The 15494-nt window shown below is 44.8% G+C and carries 18 protein-coding genes; 16 read left to right on the forward strand and 2 right to left on the reverse strand.

Annotated elements, in window-relative coordinates:
- Positions 1 to 18 precede the first annotated feature (18 nt).
- The 11 genes from EIZ58_RS07770 to yajC all read left to right on the forward strand — a co-directional run bounded on the left by EIZ58_RS07770 (position 19) and on the right by yajC (position 8950).
- Positions 19 to 1221: a LysM peptidoglycan-binding domain-containing protein gene (locus EIZ58_RS07770; RefSeq protein ID WP_134700040.1), complete on the forward strand. Its 1203-nt coding sequence runs from the start codon at positions 19 to 21 to the stop codon at positions 1219 to 1221.
- A 70-nt stretch (positions 1222 to 1291) separates the two neighbouring features.
- On the forward strand, positions 1292 to 2311 hold the full coding sequence (locus tag EIZ58_RS07775) for a phosphotransferase (RefSeq protein ID WP_134700041.1): 1020 nt from the start codon (positions 1292 to 1294) through the stop codon (positions 2309 to 2311).
- A gap of 35 nt (positions 2312 to 2346) precedes the next feature.
- Positions 2347 to 3096, forward strand: coding sequence for an NAD(+) synthase (gene nadE / locus EIZ58_RS07780; RefSeq protein ID WP_134700042.1), 750 nt, complete (start codon positions 2347 to 2349; stop codon positions 3094 to 3096).
- Between the two features lie 80 nt (positions 3097 to 3176).
- Positions 3177 to 3806 (forward strand): BofC C-terminal domain-containing protein, encoded by a 630-nt coding sequence (locus EIZ58_RS07785; protein ID WP_134700043.1) that lies wholly within the window; start codon positions 3177 to 3179, stop codon positions 3804 to 3806.
- A 124-nt stretch (positions 3807 to 3930) separates the two neighbouring features.
- Positions 3931 to 4428, forward strand: a complete 498-nt coding sequence (gene ruvC, locus EIZ58_RS07790) for a crossover junction endodeoxyribonuclease RuvC (protein ID WP_134700044.1) — start codon at positions 3931 to 3933, stop codon at positions 4426 to 4428.
- The gene (gene ruvA, locus EIZ58_RS07795; RefSeq protein WP_134700045.1) at positions 4428 to 5054 is read left to right on the forward strand and encodes a Holliday junction branch migration protein RuvA; all 627 of its coding nucleotides are present in this window, start codon (positions 4428 to 4430) and stop codon (positions 5052 to 5054) included. The genes ruvC and ruvA overlap by 1 nt, the downstream gene beginning before the upstream one ends.
- A gap of 18 nt (positions 5055 to 5072) precedes the next feature.
- Positions 5073 to 6071: a Holliday junction branch migration DNA helicase RuvB gene (ruvB, locus tag EIZ58_RS07800; protein ID WP_134700046.1), complete on the forward strand. Its 999-nt coding sequence runs from the start codon at positions 5073 to 5075 to the stop codon at positions 6069 to 6071.
- Between the two features lie 3 nt (positions 6072 to 6074).
- Complete coding sequence (locus tag EIZ58_RS07805) at positions 6075 to 6296, forward strand: DUF2905 domain-containing protein (RefSeq protein WP_134700047.1); 222 nt, start codon at positions 6075 to 6077, stop codon at positions 6294 to 6296.
- 85 nt (positions 6297 to 6381) lie between these two features.
- Positions 6382 to 7410, forward strand: coding sequence for a tRNA preQ1(34) S-adenosylmethionine ribosyltransferase-isomerase QueA (gene queA / locus EIZ58_RS07810; RefSeq protein WP_134700048.1), 1029 nt, complete (start codon positions 6382 to 6384; stop codon positions 7408 to 7410).
- Positions 7411 to 7481: 71 nt separating this feature from the next.
- Positions 7482 to 8612, forward strand: a complete 1131-nt coding sequence (tgt, locus tag EIZ58_RS07815) for a tRNA guanosine(34) transglycosylase Tgt (protein WP_134700049.1) — start codon at positions 7482 to 7484, stop codon at positions 8610 to 8612.
- A 17-nt stretch (positions 8613 to 8629) separates the two neighbouring features.
- Positions 8630 to 8950, forward strand: a complete 321-nt coding sequence (gene yajC / locus EIZ58_RS07820) for a preprotein translocase subunit YajC (RefSeq protein ID WP_134700050.1) — start codon at positions 8630 to 8632, stop codon at positions 8948 to 8950.
- A 171-nt stretch (positions 8951 to 9121) separates the two neighbouring features.
- Here yajC and EIZ58_RS07825 read toward each other — a convergent pair whose 3' ends face one another.
- Positions 9122 to 9499 carry a TIGR04086 family membrane protein gene (locus tag EIZ58_RS07825; protein ID WP_134700051.1) on the reverse strand — a complete coding sequence of 126 codons (378 nt, stop codon included), beginning with the start codon at positions 9497 to 9499 and terminating at the stop codon, positions 9122 to 9124.
- Positions 9500 to 9664: 165 nt separating this feature from the next.
- Between EIZ58_RS07825 and EIZ58_RS07830 the strand changes: the two genes are divergently transcribed.
- On the forward strand, positions 9665 to 10192 hold the full coding sequence (locus EIZ58_RS07830) for a YetF domain-containing protein (RefSeq protein WP_134700052.1): 528 nt from the start codon (positions 9665 to 9667) through the stop codon (positions 10190 to 10192).
- Here the strand turns inward: EIZ58_RS07830 and spoVB are convergent.
- Positions 10189 to 11772: a stage V sporulation protein B gene (gene spoVB, locus EIZ58_RS07835; RefSeq protein ID WP_134700053.1), complete on the reverse strand. Its 1584-nt coding sequence runs from the start codon at positions 11770 to 11772 to the stop codon at positions 10189 to 10191. The two genes, EIZ58_RS07830 and spoVB, sit on opposite strands and share 4 nt — an antisense overlap.
- A 115-nt stretch (positions 11773 to 11887) precedes the next feature.
- On the opposite strand from spoVB, the gene EIZ58_RS07840 reads away from it, so the two are divergent.
- From EIZ58_RS07840 to EIZ58_RS07850, 4 genes are all read left to right on the forward strand, one after another.
- Positions 11888 to 12130, forward strand: coding sequence for a post-transcriptional regulator (locus EIZ58_RS07840; protein ID WP_134700054.1), 243 nt, complete (start codon positions 11888 to 11890; stop codon positions 12128 to 12130).
- Positions 12131 to 12294: 164 nt separating this feature from the next.
- Complete coding sequence (gene secD / locus EIZ58_RS33190; RefSeq protein ID WP_167577558.1) at positions 12295 to 13530, forward strand: protein translocase subunit SecD; 1236 nt, start codon at positions 12295 to 12297, stop codon at positions 13528 to 13530.
- On the forward strand, positions 13520 to 14443 hold the full coding sequence (gene secF / locus EIZ58_RS33195; RefSeq protein ID WP_167577559.1) for a protein translocase subunit SecF: 924 nt from the start codon (positions 13520 to 13522) through the stop codon (positions 14441 to 14443). The genes secD and secF overlap by 11 nt, the downstream gene beginning before the upstream one ends.
- Positions 14444 to 14530: 87 nt before the next feature.
- On the forward strand, positions 14531 to 15454 hold the full coding sequence (locus EIZ58_RS07850; RefSeq protein WP_134700055.1) for a cation diffusion facilitator family transporter: 924 nt from the start codon (positions 14531 to 14533) through the stop codon (positions 15452 to 15454).
- The last annotated feature ends 40 nt before the right edge of the window (positions 15455 to 15494 follow it).

The raw sequence follows: 15494 nt of genomic DNA on the forward strand, positions 1-15494 counted from the left end.
AAGAGGAGGGTCTAAGCGTTGAAAATACACATTGTTAAACGCGGAGAGACATTAGAGAAAATCGCTAAGAAATATAACGTCAGTGCAGACAAATTGAGGGAAGTCAATGCTCATATTAAGGATGTAGAGAGAGTTACAGCCGGAACAAAGGTCAAGGTACCTACAGCCAGTGTTCCGCTAAAAACCAAAGAAGAAGCCCTGCCCGTTTCAGATCGAGTAGAGGTTCAGCCTCCTCAACCGCCTGTGGCAAGCGAGCAGTTGCCGCCAGCTCCGGAAGCCCCTGTGATGCCAGTTTATGAGATGCCTCAGCAGCCAATGATGCCGTATCCCAATGTGATGCCACATGCTAATGTGATGCCATATGCTAACGTCATGCCGCATGCAAATATGATGCCGTACGCTATGCCAACACCATGTCATCCATGTGCTGACAATGCCATGCTTTCACCGTATGGTCATGGAATGCCCTATCATCCCCATGCCAATATGCCGATTTCTCCGATGGGGGAGGGGGTAAAACAGGAAAACGTGGCTCCCAGTGCAGTAAGCCCGTATACGATGCCTCCAGCACTACCGACAGGTGCTGAATCTAGCTCAATGGCACCGATGCAGCCTAACATGGCCCCATGGGGTCATCCTCACGCGATGCCGCAAGCTGTTTCTCCTTATGGCATGCAGCCCAATATGATGCCTGAGGCTTTCGCGCCGTATGCGGCTCCGAATGCCATGCCGCAAGCTGTTTCTCCTTATGGCATGCAGCCCAACATGATGCCTGAAGCGTACGCGCCGTATGCGGCTCCGAATGCGATGCCGCAAGCCGTATCCCCGGTGATGCAGCCCAACATGATGCCTGAGGCATATGCGCCGTATGCGGCTCCGAATGCGATGCCGCAAGCCGTTTCTCCCTATGGCATGCAGCCCAACATGATGCCTGGAGCGTACGCGCCGTATGCGGCTCCGAATGCGATGCCGCAAGCCGTATCCCCGGCGATGCAGCCCAACATGATGCCTGAAGCTTACGCGCCGTATGCGGCTCCGAATGTGATGCCGCAAGCCGTATCTCCCTATATGCATCCCAATATGATGCCTGAAGCCGTATCGCCATATATGATGCCTCCAACTTATCCTCCACACATGCAAATGCCTAATGCTCATATGCAAGCACCGGTAGCCAGAGGCTGGGAAGACGAGGAAGGCAATGATACGCTAAAGCAAGATTAGAGAGTAGGGCTACCACGTGTAGCCCTTTTTTTTACAGAATAAGAAAGTTGCTTTTCGAGGAGCTGGTAATGTGGAGTACGATTGGATTCACTTATTTCAGCACGAGTGGAGATGCCAGGTAAAGTCTGTAAAGGGGCTCAGGAAGGCCTTTTACCTGGAAACGGACCGGGGTAACGTTTATGTGAAAAGCTATACCTCTGCAGCAAAGGCAGCTTGGGTGGTGTCCCTCTCTCAACAAATGAGAGAAAAAGGGCTCCATCAAGTGTTGGACTATGTATATACCGCAGGGGGCTTACCCTATCTCCCCTATAAAGGAAAGTACTATGTGGCTATTAGGTCGATAAGGGGAAGGGTGGCAACTTATGCTAATCGGGAAGACGTTCTTGCTGCCATACGGTGTCTAGGTGACTTTCATTACCATGCAAGAGGGATTTCTGGTGGACCGATGAGTAGAACAACTTCCACACCGCTGCTAGATAAGTGGGAGGATCGCTCAGGACGATTCGCCAGCATTGTGAGAAAGCTAAAGAGGAATCGCTATGGGGGGAGTCTAGAAAAAAAGATTATCGGTTTTGCTCCCTTAATAGTAAGTGAAGCAGAGTCTGTTATGGACCTCGCCCGAAGATCTCCTCTCTTAAAGGAATATCAAAAAGCCTTAAAAGAGCAAACGATCTCTCATCGGGATCTCGCCAGCCATAACTTTATTGTTGGTCAAAACACCACGCTTATTGACTACGATACAGCGATGTATGATACACAGCTTGTGGATGTGATCCAAATGCTGAATCGCGTACTGGACGAACAAGCATGGGACTCTCAGGTTTTTGGAACTATGATGAACGAATATCAAAGAAGAATGCCATTTACAGATACGCAAATGGCATTGAGCTATTTATTGCTTCGCTATCCAGATAATTTTATGAGAGAAGTAGTAGGGTTGTATGAAGGAAGATTAAATTTTATTCCCCAGAAGATCGAGGGTTATTTAACCATGATCATGAAAAATTGGCAAGAAAGAGCAAGTTTCTTCAGAGGATTTCGCCACTTTTTTCATGAAGACACTCATAGAGATTCCTCCATTGTGGTATGATGAGAAGAAATACCATTTGGCAGTGGAGGGAAAGTATGAGAACCGTTGCAGAAAAAGTAGATCTAACCGTTCAGTGGCTGCGCGAACAGGTAGAATCAGCGAATATGTCTGGACTCCTTGTAGGCGTTAGCGGAGGAATCGATAGTGCTGTGGTTGCAGGATTGATTAAAAGAGCTTTTCCCGATCACTCTCTTGGCGTCATTATGCCTTGCAGCTCCAACCCAAAAGATCGAGAAGATGCCATGCTTGTGGTGAATGGCTTTAATCTTGAGCATATTGAATTGGCATTAACAGAACCTCATGCTTTGCTGCTGCAATCCATTAACGAGAAACTAAAGGCCAAGAATGCGTTCCGTGATGAAGTGAGTAAGCTCAACGATGGAAACCTAAGGGCCAGACTTCGGATGAGCACGCTTTATGCCGTAGCAGGCCATTATCGTTATTTGGTTGTAGGAACGGATAATGCGGCTGAGGTTTATACCGGTTATTTTACAAAGTATGGCGATGGCGGGGTAGACTTATTGCCGATCACTCACTTAAAAAAATCAGAAGTATATGAGTGGGGGAAGTATTTAGGTGTTCCCCAGGAAGTGCTGGATCGCGCACCGAGTGCTGGCCTTTGGGAGAATCAAACAGATGAAAGCGAAATGGGCACTACTTATGCCATGATCGATGCCCTGTTGGATGGGGAAGAGATTCCGGAAAAAGATAGGCAGATTATTGAACGCCTTCACCGTATTTCGGAGCATAAGAGAACCATGCCGCCTGCTCCGCCGAAATTTTAATATCGTTTTAAGATTAAATAGGTATAACCTCTTCTTTTGTTGGAAATAAATGAGTAACAAAAGCAAAAGAAGGGGTCTTTATGTGGAATAGAAGGACAAACAGGTCCCAATCGTTTTTCTACGGTTTCTTTAGTGCGGTTCTCCTCATTCTCATCGCAGGAGGAGCTTGGTTGACGACGAATACCATTGAGGAACAGAAGCGAACCTTGAATCCTGATCGCGAGCAGCAGGTGGAGACGGTCCAAGCTCCTGTACGGCAAGAAGTAGAGCTGGTCTTGACTCGCGCTTATATTTGCGGTGCAGAGACGGAGGAAAAGGTAACCCAAGTGTTCTCATCCCTAAATGAAGTATATATGGAGTACAAGGATTGGGAATTAGTTTCCAATGACGGAAATCAGTTCGCTTTTAAGAAGCTTGTCCCCGACTTGTCACCCGTTTGTAAGGAAAATGGTTTTTTTGGTTTAAACCAAGACAATATGCTTACGCTCTATGAAGGTCCACCTGAGGATGAGAAAGTCATACAAACCTTTTTCCATATCGATACCAAGAAATTAGCATCAAGCTTATTTGAGCGGGACTTGCTTCTTTTACAGCAGGGAATCAGGATTCATGATTTAGGGGAGTACAATAGCATATTATCTACATACGGGGAGTTCTCGGACCATTCTGAGTATTCCCGATTAACGGATGTGGAGCATTTAGAAGACTGACAGCTTGCGTTGCGCAAGCTGTTTTTTCTTTGCATTCATCCATGCGAATAAGTCTACGGTAGTAGCTTTCTTAAGATTATAGTAGAATAAGAGGTACGTCATTTTTTACCGGGGAGGAAACGGTTTGAGAATTATCGGTATTGATCCCGGCATCGCGATTGTAGGGTTTGGTATTATAGAGAAGCAAGGAAACCGGCTTATTCCTATCCAATACGGATGTATCAAGACGGAAGCTCATACGCGTGAGGCTCTCCGTTTAAAGCAAATTTATGATGCCATGACATCCTTAATGGAAAAGTATAAACCTGATGTTTTAGCTGTAGAAAAGCTTTTTTTTAATCGAAATGTAACGACGGCCTTCTCCGTAGGGCAAGCTAGGGGAGTTATTGTTTTAGCAGGAGAAGAAGCAGGCATCCCCTGTTATGAATATACGCCTTTACAGGTAAAACAAGCCGTTGTCGGTTATGGGCAAGCAGAAAAAAAACAAATTCAAGAGATGGTTAAGCTATTGTTAGCCCTGCCAGCGCCTCCGAAGCCGGATGATGTGGCAGATGCGCTAGGGGTAGCGATTACGCATGCCCATTCCTCTCATCTTCATAATTTGATCAATGGTGGGTTGTAATGATAGATTTTATTGAAGGACGCATAGAATATATAGAAGCAGATTGCATTGTGATCGGTACAGCGCAAGGGATGGGATATCGCATTTTTTGTCCTAACCCCTATGAGTATAGAGCGATGCAGGAAAAGCGGATTTTCACTCATCACCATGTTAGGGAAGATGCCATTCACCTGTATGGCTTTGGAACTCGAGAACAGCGAAATTTATTTCGCAAGCTGTTAGATGTTTCAGGGATTGGTCCTAAAGGGGCGTTGGCCATCATTGCATCCGCTACTCCAGCCCAGATAGCGGCAGCTGTGCAGCGTGAGGACCTCGTGTTTTTATCTAAGTTTCCGGGAATCGGGAAGAAAACAGCGGGGAGGATCGTGCTTGATCTCAAGGATAAGCTGAAGGACTTTGTTTTGTTCTCAGAGAGTGACCTTTCACATGTTCATCTGAGTGAAGACCTGTTTACCATAGGAAAAGGAACAGAAGATCTGGATGCTCGCGAGGAAGCATCGCAAGCCCTGAAGGCACTTGGATACAGCGAGTCTGAGGTGCAAAAGGTAATGGCCAAAATAAAGGATGACTTCTTAACAACAGAAGAGTTGATAAAAAAAGCCCTGCAGCTATTTATCTCGAAGTAAAAAGGAGGAAAGGCATAAATGGAAGACCGAATCATCTCTGCTCAAATGAGTGACGAAGATATCGGCATGGACTTTAGCCTCCGTCCACGCTACCTAAGCGAATATATTGGTCAATCCCAGGTGAAAGAAAATCTTAAAATCTACATTGAGGCCGCTAAACTCCGTAAGGAAACACTGGATCACGTCCTCTTGTATGGCCCTCCTGGCTTAGGAAAAACCACTCTTTCAACGATTATCGCAAACGAATTAGGCGTAAACTTGAGGACAACATCGGGACCAGCCATTGAAAGACCTGGTGATTTGGCTGCCATTTTAACCAATCTGCAGCAGGGAGACGTACTATTTATCGATGAAATTCATCGTTTGAATCGAAGTGTGGAAGAAGTATTGTATCCAGCGATGGAGGACTTTGCTCTCGATATTATTATTGGCAAGGGACCTAGTGCGAGGTCGGTTCGATTGGACCTTCCTCCCTTTACCCTTATAGGAGCAACGACGCGGGCAGGACTGCTTTCCGCTCCACTTCGGGATCGGTTTGGAGTAGTTAGTCGTCTGGAATATTATACGGTCGGAGAACTTAGCTTTATTGTTTCAAGGGCGGCGGAGATCCTTCAGGTTGAAATCGATAAACGAGCAGCAGAAGAAATCGCTCTTAGATCTAGGGGAACTCCGAGAATTGCAAATCGGTTGTTAAAGCGAGTACGGGATTTTGCCCAGGTCAAGGGAAACGGTCAAATAACGCAAGAACTGGCTGATACTGCTCTCACGCGCATCCAAGTAGATAGGCTCGGTCTTGATCATGTCGACCATAAGCTCATCTTGGGGATTATTGATAAGTTTCGTGGGGGGCCGGTAGGGGTTGACACGATTGCGGCAACCATTGGGGAAGAATCCCACACTATTGAAGATGTCTATGAGCCGTATTTGCTCCAGATTGGTTTTCTCCAGCGAACTCCTAGAGGTCGTATAGTTACGCCGCTTGCCTATCAGCATTTTAATCGGGAGGTGCCATCGTAGAAGATGAATCCAATCGCTAAACTCCTTGTAACAGCAGGAATTGTGCTCATTATTGCAGGGGTCTTATGGCAGATAGGCGGACGTTTTCTGCAGCTTGGCAGACTGCCGGGAGATATTGTAGTGGAGAAGGAGAACTTCAAATTCTACTTTCCTTTGATGACAAGTATCATTATAAGCGTAGTTTTATCCCTTGTGTTTTATCTTCTTCGCTTTTTTAAATCGTAAAGGGACCAGTGGTATGACACCCGTTTATTATTGCAACACTAGTAGGTAACTAACAATATTTGGCTCAACAGAGGATGGTAGAGAAGTGGATATTAACCTTTTTGATTTTGAATTACCGGAAGAACTGATTGCCCAGACCCCTCTAAAGGAAAGAAGTGCTTCAAGACTATTGGTGCTTAATAAGAAAACAGGGGAAGTCAAGCATCAGTCCTTTCGCAATCTTATTGACTATTTGGAACCTGGAGATACCATCGTGCTTAATGATACGCGCGTCATTCCTGCACGACTCCTAGGAGCGAAAGAGGACACAGGGGCAAAAATAGAAGTATTACTTCTAAAGCAATTGGAAGATGATCGCTGGGAGACTCTTGTAAAACCTGGAAAAAAGGTCAAGCCTGGTTCTAGAATCAGCTTTGGAGAGGGAAAATTGATTGGGATATGCGAAGAAAGCACGGAGGTTGGAGGACGGATTATTCATTTTGAGTATAAGGGGATCTTTAACGAGATATTGGATGAATTAGGTCAAATGCCCCTCCCCCCTTATATTAAAGAACAACTTGAAGATGCCGAGAGGTACCAAACGGTGTTTGCTAAAAACCCGGGCTCCGCAGCAGCTCCGACAGCGGGCTTGCACTTTACGGAGGAGTATCTGGAGGAAATCAGGGGAAAGGGCGTTAACATTGCCTACATTACGTTGCACGTGGGATTAGGCACCTTTCGGCCTGTCCAAGTGGAAAACATCTTTGAACATAAGATGCACGCAGAATACTATGAAATCTCGGAAGAAAACGCGGAAATCATTAATGCTGCCAAAGCACGCGGAAATCGCGTGATTGCCGTTGGAACAACGGCGACAAGGACCCTAGAAACGGTCGGAGGAAAATTTCATGGAAAGATTCAGGCCGATTCGGGTTGGACAGACATTTTTATTTTTCCAGGGTATACGTTTACGATCGTAGACGGTCTCCTTACGAATTTCCACCTGCCAAAATCAACTTTAGTTATGCTTGTCAGCACCTTATCTACCCGAGAGCATATCCTAAATGCTTACAGGGAAGCGGTAGAACAGCGTTACCGCTTTTTCAGCTTTGGAGATGCGATGCTTATTATTTAAATTCGACTAAACATCCTGTTTTCCTATGAAAACGTTTAGTGTATAATGTTTTAGAGTGGAGGAATTTTACTTTGGCGGTAAAATATGAATTGCTAAAAGTATGTAAACAAACAGGAGCGCGGCGAGGGCGGTTGCATACGCCTCATGGCACGATAGAAACTCCTATATTTATGCCTGTAGGCACATTAGCCACCGTGAAGGCGATGAGCCCTGAAGAACTTAAGGAAATGAATGCTCAAATTATTTTGAGTAATACATATCATCTTTTTCTTAGACCTGGTCACGATATCGTGAAACAAGCAGGGGGCTTGCACCAATTTATGAATTGGGACAGGCCTATATTAACCGATAGTGGCGGTTTTCAAGTATTTAGCTTGAGCAATTTAAGAAAAATTGAGGAAGAAGGCGTACATTTTCGTTCACACTTAAGCGGCGCTAAGCTATTTATTGGCCCAGAGGAAGCGATGAACATTCAGAATGCTCTAGGAGCAGATATTATCATGGCCTTTGATGAATGTGCCCCGTATCCTGCAGAGCATGAGTACGTCCGCAAGTCCCTTGAACGCACCACCCGATGGCTGGAACGATGCATGAAGGCTCATAAGCGAACGGAGGACCAGGCTCTTTTTGGCATTGTTCAAGGGGGGATGTATCGAGATCTTCGTGAGCAGAGTGCGAAGGAGATTGTAGCCTTTGATCTGCCTGGGTATGCCATTGGCGGACTAAGCGTGGGCGAGCCTAAAGCAATCATGGATGAAGTGCTAGAGCATACCGTGCCTCATCTTCCAGAGCATAAGCCTCGTTATCTTATGGGAGTTGGCTCTCCGGATGCCTTAATCGATGGGGCAATCCGGGGAATTGATATGTTTGATTGTGTTCTTCCTACGAGAATTGCTCGAAATGGGACTTGCATGACGAGTCAAGGTAGGCTAGTAATTCGTAACGCCAAGTTTAAACAAGACTTTACTCCACTGGATCCGAATTGTGATTGTTATACTTGTCGCAACTATACAAGGGCCTACATACGGCATTTGTTTAACGCGGATGAGATCTTTGGTCTTCGATTGACATCCTATCATAATCTTCATTTCTTATTGAGATTGATGGAGAATGTACGGCAGGCCATAATGGAAGACCGCTTGATGGATTATCGTAATGAATTCTTTGCCCAATATGGGTTAAATGAAGAAAGATCATTTTAAACTTTGGAGGGATCGTTATGCAATGGTTTGAGTTAGCAGATGCAGGTGCAGGTGGTGCAGGTGGTGTCTTAGGTTCTATTTTGCCTTTGGTTCTTATGTTTGCCATCTTCTACTTCTTGTTAATCCGTCCTCAACAGAAGAAAGCCAAGCAGCGGAATGCCATGCTTGATGCGTTGAAAAAAGGGGACAAGGTGGTTACCATCGGTGGCGTACACGGTACCATTATGGAGCTTAGAGAAGACACCCTTGTGGTAAAAATCGCAGAAAATACGAGAGTAACAATGGAAAAAGGAGCCGTTAACCAAGTGGTTTCTTCTGATACGGCAACTGCCGAATAAAACTAAAAAAGCTTGCTGTCGCCCTTGGGCCGATAGCAAGCTTTTTTTACTGTTTAAGAAAGTTTAAGTTCATTAAAGCATTAAAGTGAACAAACTTTCTTAAACGCATAAAAAACTTCCTCTAAAGGCGGTCTGGCTACCCTGAAAATACTTCGATAGAAGTTTTTTTTATCATTTGTTAGAGAGATTCACGCCAAATATTCCGCCGATCGCTCCCACGATAAAAGCAAAAGCCAAATAAAGCAATGCATTAAGGTGGGGGGTGACGTCAAAAGCAAGAAAGCCGATGAACACGAGTAGAGCAAAGTAGGCGATTCCGGTTAACCCTCCGAAGTACCAGCCTTTATGCCCTCCTTTCCTTCCAGAGATGAAGCCCCCAATGAGCAGACTGATACCGTTGACGGTATAAGTAAAATAAGAAAGGCTGAACTCACTCATACTGCTAAAGTGGAGCATTAATGAAGTTAGAAGAGAACCGATAAGGACCAAGCCTACTGTTGCCAGCATTCCAGTAACAATAGGGGACGAGGACGCAGCGAGACTTTTCATACAGATGACCTCCCTTTAATTATCAATGGACCTTGTACAATCTATGAAGACAGGCATTAGAATATGACAGACCAATGGATGGACTTGGCATGAGAAGATGTACATAGGAGCTTGGTTAGGAGTCCAGAATAGGAAGTAACTCAATCGTCCTAAAGGAGGATTCCAATGGATCTGGCAATCCTGCTCATACGTACCTTGGTTCTTTATTTCCTGCTTATGCTGACTTTGCAATTGTTATTTAGACGAAGAAAAACAACCTTAGCCGATTTGCTTGTAGCTTTCATGATCGCTCAATTTGCCGTATTAGCAGTAGATCGACCGGAGAAGCCCCTGCTTGCGCTCCTGTTGCCAACCCTACTTTTACTTGTACTTCATCAGCTTTTTAAGCCTGTGTTCAATAAAAAAGAGGAAACCCCAAATCCAAAGATTCCTTCGATCCAGTTAAGACCCCAAAAGGCCGATGTTGAAATGGGACTCTTAGAAACCGTAGCCCCTAGCGGCCCCATAGGTCCTTTACCACTGCCGCTTATATTAGACGGGAGGGTACTGGATCATAATTTGGAGCAACTTGGAAAAACCAGGTTTTGGTTAAAAAACGAGGTGCAACGCTATGGGGTACGCCGATTTAAAGAAGTGGCTTACTGCAGCATGGATCGTTATGGTCACATGTTCTTAGACAAGAAAAAGCTTTAGCGTGCTGGAAAAAAGGGAGCTATTAACCTTCCAATAAAGGGAATACGAGCTATATCTTGCTTTCCAAGCACTTTAAACAGAATAAGTATAAGGACATAGACAACAAGCGAGACCAGGGAGGCCAGAACTAGGGATAATGAAACCGAAAGTGAATGGACTAACTCCTGAAATAGGTAGCTCCCTGCGAATGCCATAACTATCATCGCTAAAGCCACCTTTCCGAAATCAAGGATCTGGATCGTGAATCCCGTCAATTTCGCAACACTGAAGAAATGAAGCAACGTTACGATGACGATCCCAATGCTAATGGAGATGGTGATTCCTTTGGTCCCGACCGCAGGGTTTGAGGCTAAGATATAAATAGCAAAGGTCTTTAATATCGCGCCATAAATGGAATTTTTCATGGCAACCTGTGCGTAATCCAAGCCTTGTAAAGTCGCGGCTAATGGACCTTGAAAATAAAGAAACAAACAAAAAGGGACCATGAGTTTCATGATGCTGCCTACTTCTGCTGAGCCGTAGATCACTTCACATAAAGGCTCAGCGAAAATATAGAGAATGGCCGTGAAGGGGGCCCCAATCACTAGGGCAAGTCGCAGTGACTGGTGGATCCTTCGGTGGACCAAGCCCCAATTTTTTTGAGCATGCGCTTCTGCAACAGCAGGAACAAGGGACACCGCAAGAGAATAAGTAAAGAAGGTTGGAAACGTTAAAAGAGGGATAGCCATTCCTTGTAGTTGCCCATAGTAGGTCGTCGCAGCAGCTGTCGTTAATCCTGCAATAGCTAAGCTTTGTGCGACGATGATCGGTTCCACCCAGAAGGTTAAGGAACCAATTAATCGGCCGGAGGTAACGGGTACAGCAATGCGCAAGAGCCCTTTCCAAGTTTCTGCATGTCGTTTCATCGCCTGATTTAACCTGGAGCCAGCCCAGATTTCCTTCATCCGGGTTCCTCTAAATTGATAAACGAGGGAAAGCATCCCGACAAACTCACCAATTACAACTCCTACCATAGCAGCCGCTGCTGCATATTCCACTCCCATCGGAAGGAAATAAGAGGCTAGAGCTAACGCAAGGCAAATTCTTACCACTTGTTCAATAATTTGAGAGCTGGCAGTAGGGGTCATATTTTGCTTCCCTTGGAAATATCCGCGAATAATGGACGAGATGGCTACGATTGGAACAATGGGAGCAATCCCAATTAAAGAATAGTAGGCTCGTTCGTCTGTCAGAAGATGTTTAGAGATCATTGGGGCGCCGATGACCATGGCAGCAGTAAAAATGACGCTAAGGATGGATACAAGAAATAACGAGATCTTGAGAATCGCTTTAACCTTTTTATGATCGTTTTGAGCAGAGGCTTCAGCGACAAGCTTCGAAATGGCAATAGGTAGTCCAAATTGAGTAAGTGTAATGACGAGGTACAGGGTAGGCACAGCCATTTGATACAGACCCATACCTTCGGCTCCAATGATCCGGGCTAGGAAAATACGATTGATAAATCCCAACAATTTGGTTAGAAGACCTGCTGCGACAAGGATTAAGGTTCCTTGCAAAAAAGTTTGCTTTTTCCTATTCATGCCTTTTAAAGTTCCTTTCTGGCGTGAGCATCTAAATTCTTTCTTACATAAAATACATATGCGCGCAAAAATAGGACATGACCTCTAATTTATTACGGCCGGGAGAGAACAAAAAATGGAAAATTCAGAGCTAGAAGATATTAAAGTGAAAATGCTGGAGGTATGCCGAAGCAAGTCAGAGGAATTTCATTTGCTTGGTTATGAGCATGTTACGGTAGAGGAGATTTGGGAATGCGTGGCTAGTGCTTATAAAAAAGAGGTTCCTCCTGTCCATCGCATTGCCAATGATATCTTATCCTTAAAGGTAACGAAATTCATGAATTGGTTGACCATGAAGGTTTATCGTGGAGAGTTTTAGAAAAGGCCTGCCCGGGTCTTTTTCTTTTTTGTGGCTAAAATGAGATTTGTTGACATGAATTGACATAGATTTGAAGCGATGCGTATAATAGTTACTATTGGACAAGCCTGCATCCTCATCTTTGCATTACCAGCAGGCATAGTAAAAGGAGGAAAACATCGCTCATGATCAAATGGAGCAGAATTATAGCCTTTCTACTAATAGTGGGGTTGACCTTTGGCATCATTGGTGCCACCGCTGCAGGTGTAGTCAAAGGAATAACACTTGGGCTTGATTTGCGAGGCGGCTTCGAGATTCTGTATGAAGTGAAGCCAATAGAAGAAGGGCAAGAACTGAATCAGAACACGATGAAAGATACAGTAGCTGCTATTATTAAGCGGATTGACATTATTGGGGTTTCTGAGCCTGAAGTCTCGATAGAAGGAACCAATCGGATCCGGGTAAAGCTTGCTGGGGTAACGAATCAAGAAGATGCAAGAAGGTTACTCGGAACACCGGCCAAATTGGCGTTTCTTAGCCCAACTGGTGAGGAACTGATGACGGGTAATGATCTGGCAGAGAGTGGTGCCTCCGTCCAATATGACGAAGTGAAGAGACCGTACATTGCCCTTAAGCTTAAGGATGCTAATAAATTTAAGTCTATTACTGAAGAATATCTGGGACAGCCTATCCATATCGCCTTGGATGAAGACATTTTGACTAGCCCAGTTGTCCAGAGCGTAATCTCTGGGGGCGTAGCGTCCATCACAGGAAGTTATACCGTACAAGAAGCAACGGAACTTGCTGCTATCCTTAACGCAGGTGCATTACCTGTGGAGATGAAGGAACTATACTCCAACAGCGTTGGGGCTAAACTGGGACAAGAATCCCTTGAGAAAAGCGTTTATGCCAGCGGAATTGCTGTTATTTTGATTTTTGGCTTTATGTTTTTCTTCTATCGTTGGCCAGGTGTGATTGCCATCATCACCTTGATTGCTTATATGTATTTGCTTCTGCTCATTCTTAATTGGATGAATGCAACGTTGACACTGCCAGGTATCGCAGCTTTTATCCTTACTGTAGGTATGGCAGTAGATGCCAATATTATTACGTATGAGCGGATTAAAGAAGAATTACGGACAGGCAAAACACTTCTCTCCGCAGTAAGAGCTGGACAACGTCGTTCTTTGTCTACGATTTTGGATGCTAATATTACCACCATGATCGCAGGGGCTGTTATGTTCTACTTTGGAACAAGTGCCGTACAAGGGTTTGCTATTACGCTTATGGTTGGAATTGTGATTACCATGATTACAGCTGTGTTTGGAACGCGTTTGCTTCTAGCCGTTTGGGTTCGCTCAAACGCCTTGCGTAAGCCTTGGTTCTATGGAGTAAAGGAGAGTGAAATCGGTGAGCTTTAATCCGAAGACGTTTGATTATGTAAAGAAAAGAAAACTCTTCTTTACCCTCTCAGGGATCATACAAGTAGTGGGTTTGATCGTCTTGTTTGTTTTTGGGCTCAATCTGGGAGTAGACTTTCAGAGCGGCACACGAATGGACATTATGATTGGTAAGCCGTTTACAGAGCAAGACGTAAGGGCTGAGATGAAAGCGTTAGGTTTAGAGCCTGGAAGTGTCGAAACGGCAGGTGATAACCGAGAGAGAGCAGCCGTCCGTTTTGGAATGCCGCTGACGAAGGAACAACTTGCCTCTGTAAAAGAAGCGTTCACGCAGAAATATGGGGAACAAGTAGATATTCAAGAAAGTACGGTGGATCCTATCGTAAGTAGAGAGCTTGCGAAGAATGCGATGTACGCTGTTGCCATTGCTTCTCTTGGAATCATCATCTATGTTACCATCCGATTTGAATATCGTTTCGCTATAGCAGGGATTCTTGCACTTCTGCATGATGCCTTTGCCGTTATTGCTTTTTTCTCGATTTTTCGTATCGAAGTAGATTTGCCGTTTATTGCTGCGATCCTAACCATTGTGGGTTATTCCATTAATGATACGATTGTAACCTTTGACCGGATAAGAGAAAATCTTCGCTTGTATAAGGTGAAGAAGATGGAGGATCTGGAGAAACTCGTAAATGTAAGTATCCAAGAAACCATTGTCAGATCTTTTAACACGGTGATTACGGTTGTATTCGCAGCGCTTGCTCTTTATATTTTTGGAGGAGAAGGCATCAAGAACTTCTCTCTAGCATTGCTGGTTGGATTAATCTTTGGTATGTATTCCTCCATCTTCATTGCCAGTCAGATCTGGTTAGAGTGGAAGGGAAGAGATCTGGTGAAAAATCGTTTTGCTTCAGCAAATAATGAGGCATCCTAAAGCGTAAACTATAGGAAGAGAAATCTGAACCGCGGGTAAACCCCGCGGTTTTCATATGGACGATTATCAAGAGCATGAGGTGACTATATGAAAGAAGAAAGGTTTCGCAAAGCCGAGTTTGCTGCTTGGGTAGGGATTGTAGGGAACTTGATCCTTGCTGTTGCTAAAGGATTGATTGGATACATTGCCAATAGTAAAGCATTGGTAGCGGATGCTGTACATTCCGCCTCGGATGTCGTAGGGTCCTTAGCTGTGCTAATAGGACTTCGGGCGGCACGGAAACCTCCTGATGAGGACCATCCTTATGGGCATGGAAAAGCTGAATCCATCGCAGCCCTTATTGTTAGTATTATTTTATTTATTGTTGGTTTGGAAGTGGCGAATGCGTCGTTCCAAACGATGCGAGAGCCCCTGACTGCTCCTGGTGCGATTGCTGTTTATGTAGCTTTAGCATCCATGATCATCAAAGAGGCCATGTTTCAATGGAAATACCGTTTAGGAAAAAAGCTGAATAGTCAAGCTCTTATTGCGAATGCCTGGGAGCATCGGTCAGATGTCTATTCCTCTTTTGCCGCTTTAATCGGGATTGGGGGAGCGGTGCTCGGAGGCAAGTGGAACATCCCAGCTTTACTCTACTTAGATCCAATAGCGGGAATCATCGTATCGATCCTTGTTCTCAAGATGGCTTATCATATCTTGAAGGAATCGATTCATAACACGCTGGACCATGTCATACATAAAGAAGAAGCGCAAGAGCTAGTGGATGCTGTTGAGAAAGTGGACGGTGTTATTTCCGTTGATAAGCTGCTGGCAAGAGAACACGGTCACTATGTGATCGTGGATGTTAAGGTTGGTGTCAACCCTCACATCTCGGTGGAAAAAGGGCATGCCATTGGCAAAGAAGTGAAACAAACCTTAATTACGAACTTTGAACATGTTCATGATGTGATGGTTCACATTAACCCGTATAGTGGAGAGTTTCAGGATGAAAATCCCGAGGTGATCCATTAGCTTGCCAAGCAAGGATTGTCCACTTCTTTAAGGTTCAGTA

It is taken from the genome of Ammoniphilus sp. YIM 78166, assembly GCF_004522215.1.
Lineage (GTDB): Bacteria > Bacillota > Bacilli > Aneurinibacillales > RAOX-1 > YIM-78166.